Source organism: Alginatibacterium sediminis, assembly GCF_003610775.1.
GTDB lineage: Bacteria > Pseudomonadota > Gammaproteobacteria > Enterobacterales > Celerinatantimonadaceae > Alginatibacterium > Alginatibacterium sediminis.
Window position 1 is genome coordinate 1 of the sequence record NZ_RAQO01000012.1, and the last position, 21,026, is coordinate 21,026.

A 21,026-nucleotide genomic window follows, 5' to 3' on the forward strand; every position below is an offset into this window, starting at 1 on the left:
TTGATGTCAACCGCTAATTTCAAGAAAGTTTGCAGTTTTCATCCCGGTGGTTTGAAGCAAGCTTCGTATACCGTCCTGAGCCGTTGAAGCCCCCGCTATCCCTTATGGAACAAGGAGTGGCTGCCGCGTTTCAGTGGGGTGCATTATAGGGATCACACTTTGGAGCGCAAGGCTTTTTTGTGATTTATATCGCCTTTTTTTCTAGTGACAGCTTAACCCCGTATAAATCACAGTTTATACACAGGATTATCCACAATCGGTATAAAAACCAAGCGCTTTATTTGAGCTACACTTAGTGTTGATTCAAATTTGCGCAAATTCTTACTAGCCTATTAAGTTAAAGCTGGTTAACATTATGTTGCGGTAAGTTTATAGACCGCAATCGGATTTTCTCTCACGGATTAAGAGCATTGAAGTATTATGAATAATTCTTACGTTCCATGGGTAGCGGTAGTCATCGCAGCCCTAGCATTAACCATTCTCACTATTTTTAGCGGAGCAGTTGTTACACCTATTATGGTAGGTGCGGCTGTTGTTATCGGTGGTTTGGTCTTTAGTTTCACGGTAGCTCGCCCAGTAGCAGCGCCAAAAGCAAACTCCAAAGCCCCAAGTAAAGCAAAGCCAGCCTCGGATGGCCCTAGCCAAACCTTGTATGTTGGTAACCTTCCATATAAAGCTAATGAGTCTACCATTCGTACTTTATTTGCTGAACATGGTGAAGTTGTTTCGGTTCGTCTTCTAAAAGATAAACATACGGGTAAGCGACGTGGTTTTGGATTTGTAGAAATGCGAGCTTCAGATGCAGCGAGTGCTATTGCAGCTTTAAACGATACAGAGTTTCAACAGCGTACCTTGAAAGTACGTGAAGCCAACGAACGTGCCGAACGCCCAGCCCAAGCTGGTGAAGACGAGTACTCCGAAGGAGAATAGTATTTAAACTATTCGAAAAGTCTTAAATCTTTAAAGCCAGTTTGGATTAAAGATGAAGCCAAAACAGCGTCCACCTTGGGCGCTGTTGTGTATGCAAGCCCCAAACCGGTCACCATTCCTTCAGTCCCATCACTTTCTAATGCCAGCAAGCTTTGTACGCGCCGGGCAATTGCATCGCCTGAGTCTAACAGCGTCACCGTATTTCCATAACTTGCTTGTAGGTAGGTTTTAAGCAAAGGGAAATGAGTACAAGCAAGCACCACTACATCGGGATACCAGCTATCACTACAAAGTTGCAGCGCTATAGCATCAACGTCACTTTGCTCAATGCTGCCAGCTCGAAGCTGTTTTTCAGCAAGCTCCACCAGGCGAGTACTGCCCTGTAATTTGACGTCACAATCGGCGGCAAAGTCCTGTATCAATTGATCAGTGTATTGCCGCTTCACCGTACCGGGCGTTGCAAGCACAAGTATGCGTTTACTGACACTGAGATTTGCTGCGGGTTTAATCGCAGGCACAACACCTACGATAGGAATATCTAAGATAGCGCGAAGTTTAGGCAATGCCAGGGTGCTTGCGGAATTACAAGCAATAACCAATAAATCAGTTTGCAAACGTATAACCGCATCCTTAATCAGAACGCAGACACGATCAATAAGTTGTTGCTGTTCTAATTCGCCATAAGGAAAAAAGGCTTCATCAAAGAGGTAATCGATTTTCGCATCAAGGCAGCGGCGCTTAAGGCTGTCGACGACAGATAGCCCACCAACACCCGAATCAAAAACAAGAATATTTGCGCTCATAAAATCCAGCCTTAAAACAACAAGGGCAAGTTTATACAAACTTGCCCTTGAAACAAAACCTATTTGGAATTGAGCTTAGAACTCGTAGCGTCCGCTAACAAGAAAGTTTCTCTCTGGTGAGGGGTAACCATTAACTGTTTCATATGAACTATCAAATAGATTGTTTATTTTTAACTTCAGTTCCAAGTTCTGCGTAACATCGTAAGAAATACCTGCTCCAACCGTTGTATAAGGTTCCAAATCTATATCCCCTATATCTTTACGCTCCCCTTGGTATAGAACTTCTCCGGTAAATAGCCATTGGTTCAAAGAGTACTCTGCATTCCATTTAAATATCTGCTTCGCACGGCGAAGCAGCTGCTCCCCATCGCTATCTTTAGGGTCGCGAAACTCAACGCTTACTGAATGCAGAACCTTACCCGTATTGAACTCACCTTCGAATTCAAGCCCTCTAATTTGTGACTTGCCTTCTACTTGCTGGTATTCACCTGAATAACAAAGTACGTCAAAGCAAACGTAGTCGATTAAGTTATCTATTTGATTCTGGAATGCCGAAACTCTCCAAGAGCGGAAAAATTGTTTTCCTCGAAGCCCAAGTTCAAGATTCTGAGACTCCTCTGGTTCCAAGTTTTCGTTTCCGCCATACGGATAGTATAGCTGGGTAAAGTCCGGCGCTTTAAATGCTGTACCAGCTAGAGCAATTATTTCTAGCTCAGGAGTTATGGATGCTGACGCGGCTGCTCCCCAAGTATTATTTCTACCATATACACTATTGTCGTCACTACGCCCGCTAAGCTCCAAGGTATAGCGACCAATTTCATGAAGTCCTAGTAAATAAATACCGGTATTTGATCGCTTCTTACCTGCTCCACCATCTGCGCTACCATAAGTTAAGGAGTCCTCCGAAATCTCTTCGTTTCTCCAATCTATACCTCCTGACAGCGTGGTATTGTCGGATACATACATCGTATTTTGCCATGCAGCATTGAGTTGTTCTATTACCATGAGAGAACGATAAGAGTCAGCTGAATAGCTCCCAACGAAATCTTTGTTTTGTTGACTTGCAAAGCTTAATTTAACTTGAGAGTCGAAACTAGCTCTCTGATATAAGATTGAACCGTCGATGTTTTTGGAGTTCACTTCAAGAGTTTTATAGCTACCGAAGCGATCGTCATAATTAGAATTGTTATCGTAAATCCTACCAGCAATGTAAGCAGAAAAAGCGTTTGAAAACTGGTGCTCATAACTGATCATTGCATTCTTAGAACCGAACCCGTGCTTATCACTTTGATTGGTTGATGTTGGATAGGCATTGTATCCTTCAGTGTCTTCAACGCCGGCAGCTAGTTTAAGTTGTCCAGAATCACCGACTTCAAAATTGCCCAGCCCTTCAGCGAGATAGGAATTAAAAGAACCGATTCCAGCATTAAGCTTTTTAAGCGATTCGCCAGGTTCCGCTCGGGTTATAATATTAATAACCCCTGCGATTGCCTCACTGCCATACATTGACGCTCGGGCACCACGAACGAGCTCTATACGTTCTATTTGAATCAAGGGAATTTGATTGAAGTCAACGGACCCTTTAGCAGAACGTGCCATTCGAAATCCATCAACAAGCACTAATACATGCGTTGATTCGGAGCCACGAACAAAAACCGATGCTACTTGACCTCTGCCACCGTTTTGTCCAATTTCAATACCTGGTAGGGTTTTAAGAACGTCGGTAGTCGATTTAGCTTGCAGAACTTCAATATCTTCTCGAGTAACAACATTGGTTGCAGCAAGAACGGATGCTTCTGTTTGTTCGAAGCGATTGGCAGTAATGACCATGGTTTCGACTTCTGTTGAGTCGTTGTTAGATTCGGCAGCCGCTATTGCGGATACCACGCCAAGAGCTAAGGCGCTGTATTGGAGTGCTTTCATTTGTTATGTATTCCCTTATCGCGAGGTTGCAGCAACAGATGCTGCGCTATGTGCGACACAGGTAATCGGACTTGGGGCCATTTAGTCGTTAAAGACGATACTTAGGCGTACCGAATTGTTTGAAAAGATAGTCATCCCTTACCGCTGCGCGACAGTTCTGGATTTACACCAGATTTCCCTGTGTCGGAGCGGCTAGGATTATAGGCATAACAATAATAAAAAGCCCAGAAACTTTGGGCTACATCACAGTTTTAATCGTCGTTGTCGTTGTTGTTACTAGTGCTGTCGAGACTACTCGCGGTAAGTGGTTCAATGCTTTCGTTACGCCACTGACGGATTCGCTCTAAGAATTCTAACAATGGGTTGCTGTTTTTAACGACAGCGTCATCTCCATCATCGTCATCTTTTTTGTCTTCTCGTGCCTTAGATTGCTCATCAATACTATCTAGCATGGTTTGGCGCTGCTCAAACAAGGCGCTGGTAATACTCGCAATGGCTTCTTCAGGGTCGGAGAACAATGGCTTAGCTTTCTGCTCAACCTCGTCTAGTTCCTGCAAGAACTGACTAAGATTCGGAATCAAGCTACTTAGCGGTGATTCATTTTCCGAAGCATAGTTCGAGTAATTGCTCGCGCTTACGGTCTGGGTGTGTTCCATGTTAATAGCCACACCTAGGAGCTGCTCGTCATCAAAGCCAATTTCAAGGGCCTGCTCGTAAGCCTTCTCCATGTCTCCATCAAAAAAGCTTTTACCCATTTTTGAGACGTCTTCAATCAAAGACTGAATGGCCGCAAGTTCATCGTCATCAAGATCGCCTTGAATCGAAATACTGTAATTGAGCTCTTGCTGCATGCTTACTGAAAACGAACGCTCGCCTTCAGATTGTCGCTGCGAGTATTCAAATTGCTGCATCTGTGAAAACGAAATACTAACTTTGTCGCCGTCAGTAGTTTCTAGCTCAATGCTAGTACTGCGACTATCAGAGGCGGCTATCTCTTGCTGGATTTTATTTTTTTCTAGAATAGAGTAGTCGCCATCTGCTATATCTTCTAATCCGTTTTGAATTAGATCGTAACTTTTGTCGATACCGGCTTTTATTTCATCGTCAAGCATATCGCTATCTTCGAGCTCAGTACGCGCATCAGCAAAGCCTTGGTCAACGCCGGCTCGCGCTTGTAGCATCAGCTGGTCAAGCTTTTCTTGGCTCGCGCCATCGCTACTGGCTTTTTTTAGTGCGCTTGCAACATAGCTAAGAACGTTGTTAGCGACCTCTTCACTATCGAAAAGCGGTTTTGGTTCCACTGACTTTGGATCAACAATTTGACTCGCAATGGGTGTCAAGTTCCCCGAACTGACAGAAATCATGTTTCGTTGCACCGAACTAAACAAAACATGCTGCGCTACCTGCGGACGCGAATGCAGTGACGCATGGTCACCTCGCTGACTCGGCTGTGCATGCTCGGCTTGTTTCGAATTCATGGCCTGATGTCGCATGGACGGCATTTGATACTGCTGGCCGATACTGTTCATTTTATCCATAATATTCCTAAACGTTTTGAGCTATCTCCCGCCTATCGGCGGCAAGTTAAAAAACTTTAGCTTTATTTTGACAACAATTTTGCTTGCTCTAGAATCCCCGGTCTAGCAATAATTTTGGAGAGCGCATGAGCTCAATCGCCTATTATCCCGAACAATATGAGCAACTGCTTGAAAACAAAGTCAATGCACGAATTGAACAATTTTCGAACTATACCTCTCTCGATCCTCAAATTGTAAGATCGCAGACTAAAAACTATCGAATGCGTGCTGAATTCAGAGTTTGGCATGATGGTGACGATCTGTACTACATTATGTTCGACCCTCAAACCCGAGCAAAATTTCGCGTTGATCAATTCCCACCGGCTTCGGCATTAATCAACCAAGTCATGTTAGCGCTGATCGACAAACTTAAACCTAATCCAAGCTTGCGTCACAAATTGTTTCAAGTCGATTTTCTATCCAGTTTAAGCGGCCAAATTCTGGTTTCATTGCTATATCACAAACAGCTTGATGAGCAATGGCAAGAACAGGCTACCTTAGTTCTTGAACAATTACGCCAGGACTTCGATATTGATATTATTGGTCGTGCCAAAAAGCAAAAAGTCTGCCTCGAGCGCGAGTACGTCATCGAAAAGTTACAGGTGAACGAAGACGTTCTTACCTACCAACAAGTTGAAAACAGCTTTACCCAACCTAACGCCTTGGTAAATCAGAAAATGCTAGAGTGGTCTCGCGAGGTCACCACCAATGCCAAAGGTGATTTGCTAGAGCTGTACTGTGGAAATGGAAACTTCTCTATCGCGTTAGCTAAAAACTTCTCTAAAGTTCTAGCAACCGAACTCGCCAAGCCCTCGGTAAACTCAGCGCAGTTTAATATCCAAGAGAACAACATTGATAACTTAAAAATCATACGACTCTCTGCCGAAGAGTTTACTCAGGCTATCAATAAAGAACGCAGTTTTCGGCGCTTGGAACAAGCGGACGTCGATTTAGACAGTTATGAGTGTGACACTATTTTAGTTGATCCACCTCGAGCAGGGCTGGATAGTCAAACTTGCTCGATGGTGAGCAATTATCAAGCTATTGTTTATATTTCTTGCAACCCCGATACCCTGCATCGAGATTTGGAAGAGCTAAGTAAAACCCATGAGGTAAGCCAATGGGCAATGTTTGATCAGTTCCCGTATACCCATCATATTGAGATGGGCGTCTACCTAACCCGTCGCTAGGTTTATAAGCGCCGCACAAAAAAGCCAATCATGAGATTGGCTTTTTTATTTAGGCTAAGTATTTAGACCGAGTTACTTCACTGAGAACCACTCTAGTTTATACGCAAGCCACATAATTAATCCTAAACACACCATCAGCAATAAAAAGTTGCTGCCAATCTCTGGGTGTTGCACTCGAAGAATAGCCGAGTAACCACAAGCGCCTAACAAAAAGCTGGCTAAGCTAGCTTTCGACAACAGGCCTTCAATTGGTGTTTTTAGGTAAACCATGTAGAACTGGTACGCCGCCAAGCCACAAGCGATGAACGGAAATATAGAAAAATTAACTTGTTCAATTGTAAGGGCGGCCAAGCTTGCATTTCCACTAAGGCCAATGAAAAAGGTCAATAATAACGGTACGCGAGGTAAGTTCATTTATTTAGTCTCTATCGTTTGATCTTTAGCGCGATTATATAATGCCGCGCCACGGGCTACTATACGAAGTTGTTCAATAGTACGTTCAGCTAGAATACTGCGCTCTTCTTCGCTCACATCTAGGGCACTGGCCCCAGTATGAAATACCAATATCACCATCATTTCTGCCTGCATGTAGGCGTCTTCTCGGTGACACTGATACAAATTCTCTAAATGGTCGGTCAACTCGGCTATGAAATGCTGTATTTCTCGAGCCACTGCAGCTCGAAAGGCCATCGATGTCCCTGAGCGCTCTCGTAACAATAAACGAAATATGTTCGGGTTCTGTGACACAAATTCCATAAATGTAGTCACTGAAATACGGATTACACTACCTTGTTTTTGAATTCGCTTGCGCGCTTGACGCATTAATTGACGCAACATCAGCCCCCCTTCATCAACCAAGGTGAGACCTAATTCTTCCATGTCGCGAAAATGGCGATAAAAAGATGTCGGGGCGATGCCAGCTTCGCGCGCAACTTCGCGCAGGCTTAAGCCGGACAAACCGCGTTCAGGGCTAAGTTGTAGGAAAGCAGCATCAATAATTGCACGCCGAGTTTTTTCCTTTTGTTGCGCTCTTACGCCCGTCATCCCTTTTCCTATATAATTACAATTCGTTCATTCTAAGTCGATGCGCCATGGAAACCAAGACCTTAGCCAAATCAGAAAAAACACTTTACCCTCGAATTGGGGTCGGCGTCATTATTCTTAACCATGAAGGCAAGCTATTAGTTGGCAAACGACGTGGCTCACACGCACCTTACTGGTCAATACCAGGTGGACATTTAGACCTCGGCGAAAGCTTTGAAAGTGCCGCGATTCGTGAACTAAAAGAGGAGACCGGCCTCGATATTCAAGACCCCATAGTCATTAGCGTTAGTAACAACCAACAAACTTATGAACAGGAGGGCTATCACAGTATATCGGTAATATTGCATGCAAAGCATAACGGTGCAGAGCCCCAGCTATTGGAACCAGAGAAATGCGAGCAGTGGCGCTGGGTAAATATGAACGCACTACCTCAACCTCATTTTGAAGCCAGTGATAGCGCAGTTCGAAATTACTTAGCTCAGCGATTCTATGCTGTTAGCTAGCACTAGGCATGACCAAGCTTTACCATAAGGCTCACTAAGTCGGCTTGAATTGCACCAGCCGTTACTTCTTTACCAGCGCCCGGGCCACGAATAAGTAAGGGGTTGCTTTGATACCAATTACTATGGATCGCTACTACATTGTCACATGGGTTTAACCCAACGAATGCATGCTTTGGGTCTAATTGCGAAAGTCCAACTTGTCCTTCACCTTTGATATCTATATGCCCGGTATAACGAATAGCTTTCACCTGAGCTTGAGCTGCATGCAATCGCTCCGCCATTGGTTCATCTAGTTCATCTAAGCGACGCATAAAGTCTTCAAAACTTACATTCCTAAGGTCTTCAGGTACCAGGTTTTCAACCGGAATATTGTCCAAGTCGATATCAAACTCTGACTCTCGCGCCAAAATTAGAAGCTTACGGGCAACATCTTGGCCGCTAAGGTCTTCACGCGGATCAGGTTCGGTTAAGCCCTGTTGCCACGCGTCTCGCAATAATTGAGAGAAAGGTTTTTGACCATCGAAGTTTTCAAATAACCAACACAAGGTGCCTGAAAATACTCCAGACAGCGATTCGACCTTGTCGCCAGAGCGGCGTAAGGTACGAATACTATGTTGAATAGGTAAACCTGCGCCAACGGTTGCATTGTAAAGCCAAAAACTGCCATGTTCCTTGAACTGCTCAACCAAAGGATGGTAAAAATCAGGTTCACTTGCACCTGCATATTTATTAGCAGAAATCACATGTAAACCGCGACGTGCAAACTCAGGATAATAACGGCTGAGGCTTTCACTTGCCGTTAAGTCAACAGCCACCAGCTCATCAAAAGGATGTAATTCCAGTTTTTCTAGCAACTCAGTCCACAAAAAGCTTTGACCTTCAAAAGGCTCTTGCAGGCAATGTTCCACATCTAAACCCGAATAGTCGAGAAGACCACCCTTACTATTAAATACTCCCGCAAGCGTTAAGCTGACATGATGGTCTTTTTTTATCTGTGTTACTTGTTTTTCAAATAAGCGCAGCCAAGTTGCACCGACATTACCGCGTCCAAAGGCAATCACACCCAAACGCAAGGCTTGCTTAAACATGGTTGAATGCAATGATTTAAGTAACGGCTCCAAGCTAGCTTTAGCAATCACCGCGGTTAAGCTGAGCTTGTCGGGGCTTGAGTAAACAAACTCTAATGATTGTTCAGCAACCTCACGGTAAAACCGATAACAGTGCTGCGGATTCTCAGTGACACAATTTCCGACTAAGGCTAGCAGTGAATAGCCCTCACGATAACGAATGTCTGACACAGATAATTGCTGCTGATGTTGGAGTAACTCCAGTGCTTCTGCCGCTAAATCAAGTCTATACGCGAGTTGTAACCGCCCATTATCCAAGTTTAAGTGCTTGGTTGCCGGTGCAAGTTGATGGCTAGCCAAATAACTTAACAACTGTTCGCTATCTGTAGCGGCATCTCCCACCAATTTCAGTTCAATCAGGGCAACATCATCAACAGCAGTTACAATTTTTGCCCCTTGAGACTTAAAATGCTGACGATGTACAACGGTTTGTCCGTCATCTGGAGCATAGCTGCAGCGAAGCGTGAGCCGTTGCCGCGAGCGATGTAATGGCTCTAAGGCTCGCGAATGCAATACGGGCGTACCAATACGCGTGAGCTCACTGGCTTCACTTAATGATAGTTTTTCTAGCAGTACCGCATCTTTAACTTGGCGAGGGTCTGCACTATAAATGCCGGCAACATCGGACCAAATTGTGGTTGATGCCGCATCAGCCAAAGCGGCCAATTCTGTTGCGCTATAATCACTGCCGTTTCGACCCAAGGTTACGGTTCGTCCTTGTGAGTCACGCGCAATATATCCAGTAACCACTAAACGCTGTTGGCCTTTGCTCTTTAATATGCCACTTAGTAGCGGGGCACTGCTATGCGCATTTACTTGCGGCTGAGCACTAAATTCAGCTCTAAAAAACTCTCGAGAGTCTTGCCACAATGAGGGAACTGATAACTGCCGTAATAAAGCTGCAAGCAGACGCGCAGACCAGCGCTCTCCAAAGGATAATATTTGATTACGATTGAACTCATCTAAGGCGCCTTCAAGCAAGCTTCCTAACTCGTGGCGATCGGCTTCCAACTCCACTTTCAATTCACTCGCGGACTCGCTATCAAGCAATTCGTCGATTAGGCCTCCTTGGTATTCAAACAAGGAGACTAACGCATCAACAGCGGCTTGATCACCTTGCTCGGCTAATTCAATGACACTGAGTAAACGGTTGGTGGTTTTGCCAGCTGCAGACACAACAATAAGATCGTTTTCGAAGGTATGTTGCTGCACAATCGAGGCGACTCGTCTAAAGCAGCTTGGGTCTGCAAGGCTACTCCCGCCAAATTTGTGAACATGTCGATTTAAATGCATGGCTTACTCTTTATCGTTATCAGTGTTATTTAAAATAGGCTTACGTTACGCAATTCTAGCAAATGCTTGAGCTAAATCGGCGACTAAGTCGTGGCCATCTTCGAGACCTACTGACAGGCGTATCAAGCGCTGCGATACGCCCGCATTTTCAAGTGCTTCTTCTGACATAGCCGCATGTGTCATGGTTGCAGGGTGACAAACCAAACTCTCGACACCACCTAAGGACTCCGCCAAAGAAAACAATTCTAAACTAGCGAGTAACAGTTTCATTTGATCAAGGTCCATCGCCAATTCAAAACTGAGCATGCCACCGAATCCTGCTTGCTGTTTTTTAGCTAATTGATGACCTGGGTCTGACTCAAGACCGGGATAGTAGACATGGCTTACCCAAGGATTGTCAGTCAAGTAGTGAGCTAATTGTAAGGCGTTTTCTTGATGCGTTCGCATGCGTACATTAAGCGTACGCAAACCGCGTAAAATAAGGTAGGAATCAAACGCCCCGCCAGTTAAGCCCAAACAGTTCGCCCACCATGAGAGTTTTTCAGCTAATTCAGGGTCTTTACTAACCACAACTCCGGCAACCACGTCCGAATGGCCATTAAGGTATTTAGTAGCTGAATGCACAACGATATCTGCCCCGAGCAGCAATGGTTGCTGTAACGCTGGTGACAAAAATGTGTTATCAACAGCTATCAAAGCACCAACGCTTTTAGCCATCGAACAAATTTTTTGAACGTCCACAATGCGCAATAAAGGATTACTTGGTGTCTCTAACCAAACTAAGCGCGGGTTTCGCTCTAAAGCTTTTTGCAGCTCGCTTTCATTACTTTGGTCAATAAAAACGACTTCAAATGCCCCTTTTTTGGCCAAACTATCGAATAGTCGGTAACTACCACCATAACAATCGTGAGGAGCGATTAGCAGATCACCAGGGTTAAGCAATGCTGTTACTAGGTTCACTGCCGACATGCCTGTATTGGTGATAACCGAATCACAGCCACCCTCAAGCTTAGTCATCGCTTCAGCTAACACGCTGCGAGTTGGGTTACCGCTGCGGCTGTAGTCAAAGTCGCGCTTTTGATCGAAACCTTTAAATGCGTAGTTGGTTGATAAATAGATAGGAGGTACAACCGCACCTTGCGCAGGATCAGATTCGATTCCGGTTCGAACGGCAAGCGTTGCAGCTTGCAATGGGCGACTCATAGCATCAGCCTTAATTAAATACGAATAAGAGCACTCTACCATCGCAAATCTAGACGTCAACACTTCTGGACGTCTAAATGTCTACCCCTATGGATTGCTAAATCAAATTACGCTGATACAATAAGCGCAGGTTTGAATAAAGAATAATACTATGTCGACAGATTGGAATGGCGAGTGGATAAGCCCTTACGCCGAACACGGTAAGAAAAGCGAACAAGTAAAAAAGATCACCGTATCTATCCCATTAAAAGTATTAAAAATACTCACCGATGAACGTACGCGTCGCCAAGTTAATAATTTGCGTCACGCCACCAATAGTGAGTTACTTTGTGAAGCGTTTCTACACGCTTACACTGGACAGCCACTTCCAGACGATGAAGATCTACAAAAAGATCGCATCGAAGAAATTCCGCAGCCGAAATAGACTTTTTTGAATGTAAAAACAGCGGCCTAGGCCGCTGTTTTGGTATTGCTTACATCTGATTTGAGCACTAAAGCTCAGACATGTAGTTATCGGGTAATTCAATGCGAGCAACGCCGGATTCAACGGCCGCTTGAGCAACCGCTTTGGCAACTCGTGGTAATAAACGTGGGTCCATCGGTTTCGGAATTATGTATTCGCGACCGAACTCCAAATGACTTACCCCTGCAGCTGCTAGAACTTCGCTAGGAACACTCAACTTGGCCACTTCTCGTATTGCATTCACCGCCGCAACTTTCATAGCATTGTTGATTGTTTTTGCACGTGCATCTAAGGCACCGCGGAAAATAAATGGAAAACAGAGTACGTTATTCACCTGATTAGGATAATCACTACGTCCTGTTGCCATAATCAAATCATCACGAACCGCATGTGCAAGCTCTGGCTTAATTTCTGGATCTGGATTTGAACAAGCAAAAATAACTGGTTTATCCGCCATTAGTGCTACGGCTTCAGGTGGTAAAACGTCTGGACCTGATACTCCGACAAACACATCGGCTCCCTCGATAACATCTTCGAGAGTACGCATATCGGTGTTGTTGGCGAATAAGGTTTTATACTCGTTTAAATCGTCGCGACGGGTATGAATCACGCCTTTACGATCTAACATGTAGATTTTCTCACGCATCGCACCACACTTGATCAAGAGTTCCATACAGGCTATCGCTGCTGCTCCCGCTCCCATACAAACGATGATCGCGTCTTCTATGTTTTTGCCTTGAATTTCCAAAGCGTTGAGCATACCAGCGGCAGTTACGATTGCGGTTCCATGCTGGTCGTCATGGAATACCGGTACGTTACAGCGTTCAACCAAAGCCTTTTCAATAACGAAACACTCTGGTGCTTTAATATCTTCAAGATTAATACCGCCAAAGGTGTCAGCGATATTTGCGACCGTATCAATGAATTCTTCGGTGCTGCGATGTGTCACTTCGATATCAATCGCATCCAAGTTGGCAAAGCGCTTAAATAATAAAGCTTTACCTTCCATCACTGGTTTAGAAGCCAGTGGGCCCAAGTTACCAAGACCCAAAATTGCGGTGCCGTTAGAGATAACAGCAACTAAATTGCCCTTTGCGGTGTATTTGTAGGCATTGTCTGGGTCATCGGCGATTTCTCGCACCGGCTCTGCAACACCTGGACTATACGCTAAGGCCAAATCGTGGGCGGTTTCGGCACTTTTTGTAAGCTCAATTGCAATTTTACCGGGAGTCGGATGAGCATGATAATGAAGGGCTTGTTCTCTGAGGTCGGTCATGGGTAGTTCCTAGGTTTCTTATTGTTATAGTTTTTTATAGAACGTGACGAACATCACGTTCACTTGCTGATGTTATGCGAAATAAAAGGCGAGCAAAAGCAGAATTTAAGCTAAAAGATAAAATAACTTAACATTTTCATAACAAGTGGGTGTTTACACTATCTAAGCGGGGTTTAGTAGTTATAACGATGGTGATCAACAGGCAATAAAAAAGCGCCCTTAGGCGCTTCTTCTGCAATATTGGGTAAGAATTACTTCTTGCCACCAAGTACTGCGAATTTTTTGTTGAAACGATCAACACGACCACCAGTATCAACTACACGTTGCTTACCAGTATAGAACGGGTGACATTTGTCACATACGTCCAAAAACATCTCGCCAGAACGAGTTGATTGAGTTTCGATTACGTTGCCGCAAGAACAAGTTGCTTTAAGTACTGCGTACTCAGGATGGATACTATCTTTCATGGGATTACCTCATATTGGGCCGTGTCGCCATCCAGTCACAGCAAGGAACCCCTATACCGCACCAAACACCACACGCAGAAACACTATCAGTGCCTACTAAAATTAAGCTGCGGATAGTAATGGATCTATGCGTCACAAGCAAGCAAATTTTGTGCAAAAATCCAACAGTAAACAAAGATATGATTCGATGCTTGGTTCAGGGTGCTACGCACCCTACAATAGCCTCAACATAAATATTTAAATGGATATTGAGCTTAGTGAAGTTCGTCCGCGTTGCTCTGCCGCTAAAACTACGTCGCACCTTTGACTATCTAGTTCCTGAAGAACTCGATATTGCCTATGTTGGCGCACGTGTAAGGGTACCTTTTGGCTCTCGCCAACTGATAGGCATTGTCTTGGAATACCTGTCCGAGAGTGAGTATGACCCGGAAAAGCTAAAGCCTATTATCGAATATTTAGATCACGAATCAATTTTTGAGCCGAACCTTGAGCAAGCATTGTGTTGGGCTAGTGAATACTACCACCACCCGCTTGGAGATGTGTTCAATCAAGCTTTACCGGTCGCCTTTCGCCAAGGCGCATCTTTATTGCCCCAAGATAAGACTGTGTTTCGCTTAAGCGAATTAGGATTAGTTACCAACAGCGAAGAATTAAAGCGTGCACCACTGCAACAACAATTATTAAAGCAATTGCAAACTGAAGCACGAGACATTAGCAACGCAGAACTTAAAGTGATGTGTGCAAGTCCAGCGCCGCGTAAAGCACTAATCGATAAAGGCTTGTTACTCAAACAGACTATTGCTTACAGCCCTAAGCCTTGGTCTAGTGACAAGGTTTTAGCCCAAGAACCACTGCAACTCAATACTCAGCAGGCCATTGCCGTTTCTAGTTTTAGCCAACTCTTAGGCCGCTTTGGATGTGCTTTGCTCGAAGGGGTCACCGGCTCAGGTAAAACAGAAGTTTATTTGCAACTAATCGAACTTGTCCTAAAAGCTCAACAACAAGTCTTGGTCTTGGTTCCCGAAATATCACTCACGCCACAAACCATTGCTCGATTCGAGCAGCGTTTCAATGTGCCAATTGTCGCTATGCACTCTGGGCTTAATGATTCGCAACGTTTATTAGCTTGGCAACAGGCACGTTGTGGCGAAGCGGCACTAGTTATTGGAACCCGCTCTGCGGTATTTAGTTGCTTACCACACCTTGGACTCATTGTTATCGATGAAGAGCATGACTCATCGTTCAAACAGCAAGAGAGCTTTCGTTATCACGCTCGCGACTTAGCCATTGTTCGGGCAAAGAATGCCAACGTACCTATTATTATGGGTAGCGCCACGCCCGCACTAGAGACGCTACATAATGCCATGAGCGGTCGCTATCATCATTTACATTTAGCCGAGCGTGCAGGTGGAGCAGTGATGGCTCGCCAGCGAGTCATCGATGTGCGCCACCAGCCGATGCAAGCAGGTTTGGCCCCGCAGCTTCTCAAGCAAATGCGCGAGCAACTAGAAGCTGGACATCAAGTAATGCTGTTTCTGAATCGTCGTGGTTATGCCCCCGCGCTGTTATGCCATGAGTGCGGCGCTGTTTGTACCTGTCCTCGCTGTGATGCCTTTTTTACTCTGCATCAAAAGGAACGTCATCTCGCTTGCCACCATTGCGGTAATCAACAAGCAATTGAGCGGCAATGCGGCGGCTGTGGTTCAACGAATCTAGTGACCACTGGACTTGGTACCGAACAAATAGAAAGCTTTTTGAGCGAATATTTCCCGCAGTACTCTATTGCACGGATCGATCGCGATAGTACCCGCCGTAAAGGAAGCCTTGAACGACTGCTCACCGAAGTAAGTGAACGCCAGCATCAAATTTTGATTGGTACGCAAATGCTAGCTAAGGGGCACCATTTCCCGCATGTAACCTTAGTAGCGCTGGTTGATGTGGACCACGCTTTGTATAGCAATGACTTTCGGTCGTCGGAAAAACTAGCGCAACTGGTCACGCAAGTTGCTGGTCGAGCCGGCCGCGGCGCTCAAAAAGGTGAAGTATTGCTGCAAAGCCATCACCCTGAACACGAGCTTTTGCAAGACTTAGTCAATAACGGCTATGCGCATTTCGCTAAGTTTGCCTTAAACGAGCGACAACAAACACAATTGCCACCAGCGAGCTTCCAAGCACTGTTTCGATTTTCAGCGATGCAATTAGATCAAGTTGAACAACTTAGTAACCAGCTATACCAACATATTATGTCACTTAGCGATCTAAACTGCTTAGTGCTGCCGCCCAACACCGCTCCGCAAGCAAGACTTGCTGGAAAGCATCGGATGCAGTTGTTACTGCAAGCCCAAACGCGTCCATTGTTGCATCGCGTATTACACCACAGCGTACACTATTTAGAGCATCACCCTATGGCTAGAAAGGTACGTTGGTCTATCGATGTTGACCCCATCGATTTGTATTAGCATGGCCATTGTTTTCGAGCTCAGAGCAGTCCGCAAAGCTATCTAAAATAGCGAGACTAAATCAGCTGCAATAAAGGCTGATGTTTTATAGGAGTTTTGCTAAAATCTGTGACCCTGTTAAAAAATTTGAATCTTTGGTATTTCAGCGCATGAAAGCACAACTCCAGCACCTATTAGAACAAAGTCTATCAGCACTAAAACAACAAGGCGTGCTACCCGAAGATTTTTCACCTCGCATTCAAGTTGACCGCACTAAAGATATTAGCCACGGCGATCTGGCAACTAACCTTGCCCTTATGGCGGCCAAACCCGCAAAACAGAACCCACGCGCTCTGGCGCAGGCCCTTGTGGATAACCTGCCAAGCTCAGCTTTAGTTGAGAAGACCGAAATTGCCGGACCTGGTTTTATTAATTTTTATCTCAACCCCAACTGGCTCTCAGAACAAGTAAGCCAAATGGCTAAATCTGAGCGTTGCAATGTTGCCAAAGCGCAGCAATTACAGACTGTTGTTGTTGATTATTCAGCGCCAAACGTTGCCAAAGAAATGCACGTTGGGCATATTCGCTCAACGATTATTGGCGATGCTGTTGTACGCACTCTTGAGTTTTTAGGCCATAACGTTATCCGCGCCAACCATATTGGCGATTGGGGAACGCAGTTTGGGATGTTGATTGCAAACCTTGAAGATCTTGAGCAGGGGCAAGGCGAAGACAACATTGATTTAGCTGACTTAGAGGCCTTTTATCGTGAAGCAAAACAGCGCTACGATAGTGATGAGGTTTTTGCTGAGCGGGCGCGTAACTACGTAGTTAAGTTGCAGGGCGGCGATGAATACTGTCAAAAAATGTGGAAAAAGCTAATCGATATTACGCTTGACCACAACCAAGCGGTTTACGACCGCATGAACGTATCATTGAGCAAGCAAAACGTTATGGGTGAAAGCCAATACAATGCCATGCTACCAGGTATCGTTGAAGACTTGCTGGCTCAAAAACTTGCCGAAGAAGACCAAGGTGCAATCGTTGTACGCTTGGACGAATATAAGAACAAAGATGGCGACCCAATGGGCGTTATCATCCGCAAAAAAGACGGTGGGTATCTCTATACAACAACCGACATCGCTTGTGCGAAGTATAGGGTACAAGAATTAGGCGCTGATCGCGTAATGTACTTCATTGACTCGCGCCAACATCAGCATTTAATGCAAGCGTGGACAATCGTACGTAAAGCAGGCTATGTTCCTGAAAATGTGCCATTGGAACATCACGCGTTTGGGATGATGCTGGGCAAAGATGGGCGTCCATTCAAAACACGTAGTGGTGGCACGGTAAAACTAGTAGATCTACTTGATGAAGCTCAAGAACGCGCCAGCCAAATTGTCGAAGAGAAATCACAGTATTTGGAACCGCAAGAACGCCAGCACGTTGCAAGCGTATTAGCTCAAGCTTCGGTTAAGTATGCGGATTTATCCAAAAACCGCACCACCGATTACATCTTCGATTGGGACAATATGCTGGCCTTTAATGGCAACACTGCACCTTATCTTCTATATGCGTATTCACGTATTCAATCGATATTCCGCAAGGCTGAGATTGATCAACAAGGTTTTAGTGCTCCCATTATTTTAGAGCACGATGCTGAAGTTGCCTTAGCCCAAAAACTACTGCAGTTTTCGGATACCGTAAATGCGGTGGCAAACAAAGGCATGCCGCACATGATGTGTAATTACTTATATGAGCTGGCAGGTAGCTTTATGAGCTTTTACGAGGCTTGCCCTATTCTTAAAGATGGCACAAGTGAAGCCGATAAGAATAGCCGTTTACAATTAGCTACGATTACCGCAAAAGTCATTCACCAAGGTTTGGACTTGCTTGGTATCGAAACCTTAGAGCGGATGTAAGCCACTATGGCAAAAGACTATGTTGCTCGTCCACGGACGAGTAATCGACGTAAGTCGAAGCGCCCAGTTAAAAACAAACAAGGCTTTCCATTTGGTTTAGCTGTTGTTGTACTGATTGCGATTGTGGGCTTTGCTTGGGGCTTGTACTCCATTCAGGGATCAGCCCCAACCCAAGAAACACCAGTGGTAAAAGCTCCGGCTAAAGCGCCCTCCACCACTAAAAAACCGAATGCTTTACCCGAAAAACCACAACAACGCGCTTATATTGAAGAGCTTGAGAATAGAGAAGTGATTGTCGAAAGCAATCCAAATTTGAATCAAGCAAGTAAACCTTATCAAATGCAGTGTGCTTCGTTCCGCGGTCGCGATAAAGCTGAAGAAACCAAAGCCATGATTGCTTTTTCTGGCCTAGAAAGCTCGATCAAACGCAGTGAAGGTAAAAATGGGGTTTGGTATCGTGTGGTACTAGGTCCTTATCCACGTAAACGAGATGCCGAACGAGACCGTCATATACTTCAAAATGCTAAAATAGACGGCTGCAGTATTTGGTATTGGAACTGGGATTAATCACTTATCTCATAAGCTAGGTTTGCTTTGATCTCAAACCTAGCTTGACTGAAAACTGAAAACTGAAGACTGAAACACAAACACCACTGTCTAAAGCAGCTTGATTAATCACATCCAACAACTCTCGAGCATCTTCAATCACATCCGCAAAACAAGCTGACTCTACATACTTTTACATTACTAACGCTTGAAATCCGCATAAGTCCCCCCATCTTTTGAATATCACGCTGCATCAAAGCAGCTCATTGAAAAAAGGTAGTAACTATGACAACGATTGTATCTGTGCGTCGCGGAGACCAAGTCGTCATCGCTGGTGATGGACAAGTCTCGTTGGGTAATACGGTCATGAAGGGCAATGCGCGTAAAGTACGTCGCCTTTACAACGGCCAAGTATTAGCTGGCTTTGCAGGCGGCACAGCTGACGCCTTCACATTATTCGAACGTTTTGAAGCTAAGTTGGAAATGCATCAAGGCCACTTAACCAAAGCAGCAGTTGAGCTGGCGAAAGACTGGCGCACCGACCGCATGTTACGCAAGCTTGAAGCCTTACTAGCCGTTGCGGATAGCGAAGCCTCGCTAATCATTACCGGTAACGGGGACGTTATTCAGCCAGAGAATGATTTAATTGCCATTGGCTCTGGTGGACCTTTCGCTCAAGCTGCCGCGACTGCGCTACTGGAAAACAGTGAATTGAGTGCCCGCGAAATCGCAGAAAAAAGCCTGACCATTGCCGGCAACATCTGTGTGTTCACCAACCTTAGCCACACTATCGAAGAACTAAGTACTAAAGCTTAGTAGGTAAGGAATTAAAATGTCCGAAATGACCCCACGCGAAATCGCATCAGAATTAGACAGCCACATTGTTGGTCAAGCCTCAGCAAAACGAGCAGTGGCGATTGCCTTAAGAAACCGTTGGCGCCGTATGCAGCTCGATAGCGAGTTGCGTCAAGAAGTTACCCCAAAAAACATTCTTATGATTGGTCCAACCGGGGTAGGTAAAACCGAGATAGCTCGACGCTTAGCCAAGCTTGCGCGAGCTCCATTTATCAAGGTTGAAGCCACCAAGTTCACCGAGGTCGGCTACGTTGGTAAAGAAGTAGAAACCATTATCCGCGACTTAGCTGATGTTGCGTTTAAACTGACTCGCGAACACGAAATGGAAAAATATCGTTTCCGCGCCGAAGATCTCGCTGAAGATCGTATCCTTGATGCCCTACTTCCACCTGCTCGTAGTGGCTTTGAAGGCGAAGACGATAAGCCAGAAGACAGCTCTACCCGTCAAACTTTTCGTAAGAAGCTTCGTGAAGGTAAACTGGACGACAAAGAAATTGAAATTGATGTAGCCCAAACTCAAATGGGTGTTGAGATCATGGCGCCTCCGGGCATGGAAGAAATGACCAATCAGCTTCAAGGTATGTTCCAAAATCTGGCAGGCAACCAAAAACCTAAAAAGCGTAAAATTAAGATTAAAGAAGCTCTTAAGCTATTGGTTGAGGAAGAAGCCGCCAAGTTGGTTAATCCTGAAGACCTCAAAGAACAAGCCATTGAATCACTAGAAAACAACGGCATCGTTTTTTTGGATGAAATTGACAAGATTTGTAAACGTGGTGAGAGTTCAGGACCAGATGTAAGCCGCGAGGGTGTGCAACGTGACTTGTTACCTTTGGTAGAAGGGTCAACGGTTAGCACTAAATATGGCATGGTTAAGACTGACCACATCCTATTCATTGCCTCTGGTGCTTTCCAAGTAGCTAAACCTTCGGATCTAATTCCAGAACTACAAGGTCGTTTGCCTATTCGAGTAACTTTAGATGCTTTAACAGCCGAAGACTTTGTACGTATTTTAACCGAGCCAAATGCTTCATTGACCGAGCAGTACATCGCTCTGATGGCAACTGAAGGACTCAGCGTTACCTTTACCGAAGATGGCATCCGTCGTATTGCAGATGCAGCCTGGCAAGTAAACGAGCGCACTGAAAACATCGGAGCCCGTCGTCTACATACAGTCATGGAAAAACTAATGGAAGATTTGAGCTACAGTGCATCTGAGAGTGACGGCGAAAGTGTCACTATCGATGCCGACTATGTGAACTCACATCTCGAAGAACTGGTCACTAACGAGGATCTTAGCCGATTTATTTTGTAGGCTAGCTCACAAGTTCTAAACGCAGTGTTGCTTTTGCCCACTGCGTTTTTTTATATCTGTAACATCTAAATTGTAAACAGGCTACAATAGCTGACCAATTGGTAAGGAAAAAATCAGCTATAGTAGTTGGTAATCGACCTTTTCAACTTTAGAT

Annotated in this window: 18 protein-coding genes and 1 riboswitch; of the genes, 9 read left to right on the top strand and 9 right to left on the bottom strand. The window is 45.0% G+C overall.

Annotation, left to right across the window (positions count from 1 at the left end):
• Window positions 1–420 precede the first annotated feature (420 nt).
• Window positions 421–930 (top strand): RNA-binding protein, encoded by a 510-nt coding sequence (locus DBZ36_RS18745; RefSeq protein WP_120356520.1) that lies wholly within the window; start codon window positions 421–423, stop codon window positions 928–930.
• Window positions 931–938: 8 nt separating this feature from the next.
• Here the strand turns inward: DBZ36_RS18745 and murI are convergent, their stop codons facing one another.
• The 3 genes from murI to DBZ36_RS18760 form a co-directional block, all read right to left on the bottom strand.
• On the bottom strand, window positions 939–1,733 hold the full coding sequence (gene murI / locus DBZ36_RS18750; protein ID WP_120356521.1) for a glutamate racemase: 795 nt from the start codon (window positions 1,731–1,733) through the stop codon (window positions 939–941).
• 75 nt (window positions 1,734–1,808) lie between these two features.
• Complete coding sequence (locus DBZ36_RS18755) at window positions 1,809–3,656, bottom strand: TonB-dependent receptor domain-containing protein (RefSeq protein ID WP_120356522.1); 1,848 nt, start codon at window positions 3,654–3,656, stop codon at window positions 1,809–1,811.
• Window positions 3,657–3,695: 39 nt separating this feature from the next.
• A riboswitch (cobalamin riboswitch) is annotated at window positions 3,696–3,883 on the bottom strand.
• A gap of 24 nt (window positions 3,884–3,907) precedes the next feature.
• The gene (locus tag DBZ36_RS18760; RefSeq protein ID WP_120356523.1) at window positions 3,908–5,194 is read right to left on the bottom strand and encodes a DUF5610 domain-containing protein; all 1,287 of its coding nucleotides are present in this window, start codon (window positions 5,192–5,194) and stop codon (window positions 3,908–3,910) included.
• 125 nt (window positions 5,195–5,319) lie between these two features.
• Between DBZ36_RS18760 and trmA the strand changes: the two genes are divergently transcribed.
• Window positions 5,320–6,423 (top strand): tRNA (uridine(54)-C5)-methyltransferase TrmA, encoded by a 1,104-nt coding sequence (trmA, locus tag DBZ36_RS18765; protein ID WP_120356524.1) that lies wholly within the window; start codon window positions 5,320–5,322, stop codon window positions 6,421–6,423.
• Window positions 6,424–6,495: 72 nt separating this feature from the next.
• Here the strand turns inward: trmA and DBZ36_RS18770 are convergent, their stop codons facing one another.
• The gene (locus DBZ36_RS18770; RefSeq protein ID WP_120356525.1) at window positions 6,496–6,837 is read right to left on the bottom strand and encodes a DUF1422 family protein; all 342 of its coding nucleotides are present in this window, start codon (window positions 6,835–6,837) and stop codon (window positions 6,496–6,498) included.
• Entirely contained in the window at window positions 6,838–7,467 is a 630-nt protein-coding gene (gene fabR, locus DBZ36_RS18775; protein WP_120356526.1) for an HTH-type transcriptional repressor FabR, read from the bottom strand.
• A gap of 47 nt (window positions 7,468–7,514) precedes the next feature.
• Between fabR and DBZ36_RS18780 the strand changes: the two genes are divergently transcribed.
• Entirely contained in the window at window positions 7,515–7,970 is a 456-nt protein-coding gene (locus DBZ36_RS18780) for a nucleotide triphosphate diphosphatase NUDT15 (RefSeq protein WP_120356527.1), read from the top strand.
• Window positions 7,971–7,972: 2 nt separating this feature from the next.
• Here the strand turns inward: DBZ36_RS18780 and metL are convergent, their stop codons facing one another.
• Both metL and metB read right to left on the bottom strand, forming a co-directional pair.
• Window positions 7,973–10,390: a bifunctional aspartate kinase/homoserine dehydrogenase II gene (gene metL / locus DBZ36_RS18785; protein ID WP_120356528.1), complete on the bottom strand. Its 2,418-nt coding sequence runs from the start codon at window positions 10,388–10,390 to the stop codon at window positions 7,973–7,975.
• Window positions 10,391–10,435: 45 nt separating this feature from the next.
• Window positions 10,436–11,593, bottom strand: a complete 1,158-nt coding sequence (gene metB, locus DBZ36_RS18790; protein WP_120356529.1) for a cystathionine gamma-synthase — start codon at window positions 11,591–11,593, stop codon at window positions 10,436–10,438.
• Between the two features lie 151 nt (window positions 11,594–11,744).
• Between metB and metJ the strand changes: the two genes are divergently transcribed.
• Complete coding sequence (gene metJ, locus DBZ36_RS18795; RefSeq protein WP_120356530.1) at window positions 11,745–12,017, top strand: met regulon transcriptional regulator MetJ; 273 nt, start codon at window positions 11,745–11,747, stop codon at window positions 12,015–12,017.
• A gap of 67 nt (window positions 12,018–12,084) precedes the next feature.
• Here the strand turns inward: metJ and DBZ36_RS18800 are convergent, their stop codons facing one another.
• Together DBZ36_RS18800 and rpmE are read right to left on the bottom strand one after the other, a co-directional pair.
• Window positions 12,085–13,332, bottom strand: a complete 1,248-nt coding sequence (locus DBZ36_RS18800; RefSeq protein WP_120356531.1) for a malic enzyme-like NAD(P)-binding protein — start codon at window positions 13,330–13,332, stop codon at window positions 12,085–12,087.
• A 251-nt stretch (window positions 13,333–13,583) separates the two neighbouring features.
• The gene (gene rpmE, locus DBZ36_RS18805; RefSeq protein WP_120356532.1) at window positions 13,584–13,799 is read right to left on the bottom strand and encodes a 50S ribosomal protein L31; all 216 of its coding nucleotides are present in this window, start codon (window positions 13,797–13,799) and stop codon (window positions 13,584–13,586) included.
• Between the two features lie 257 nt (window positions 13,800–14,056).
• Here rpmE and priA point away from each other — a divergent pair, with 257 nt between their 5' ends.
• From priA to hslU, 5 genes are all read left to right on the top strand, one after another.
• Complete coding sequence (gene priA, locus DBZ36_RS18810; RefSeq protein ID WP_120356533.1) at window positions 14,057–16,258, top strand: primosomal protein N'; 2,202 nt, start codon at window positions 14,057–14,059, stop codon at window positions 16,256–16,258.
• A 149-nt stretch (window positions 16,259–16,407) separates the two neighbouring features.
• Complete coding sequence (gene argS, locus DBZ36_RS18815) at window positions 16,408–18,159, top strand: arginine--tRNA ligase (RefSeq protein ID WP_120356743.1); 1,752 nt, start codon at window positions 16,408–16,410, stop codon at window positions 18,157–18,159.
• Between the two features lie 6 nt (window positions 18,160–18,165).
• Window positions 18,166–18,726, top strand: a complete 561-nt coding sequence (locus DBZ36_RS18820) for an SPOR domain-containing protein (RefSeq protein WP_120356534.1) — start codon at window positions 18,166–18,168, stop codon at window positions 18,724–18,726.
• A gap of 264 nt (window positions 18,727–18,990) precedes the next feature.
• Window positions 18,991–19,521 (top strand): ATP-dependent protease subunit HslV, encoded by a 531-nt coding sequence (gene hslV / locus DBZ36_RS18825; RefSeq protein WP_120356535.1) that lies wholly within the window; start codon window positions 18,991–18,993, stop codon window positions 19,519–19,521.
• Between the two features lie 16 nt (window positions 19,522–19,537).
• On the top strand, window positions 19,538–20,872 hold the full coding sequence (hslU, locus tag DBZ36_RS18830; RefSeq protein WP_120356536.1) for an HslU--HslV peptidase ATPase subunit: 1,335 nt from the start codon (window positions 19,538–19,540) through the stop codon (window positions 20,870–20,872).
• Window positions 20,873–21,026: the final 154 nt, after the last annotated feature.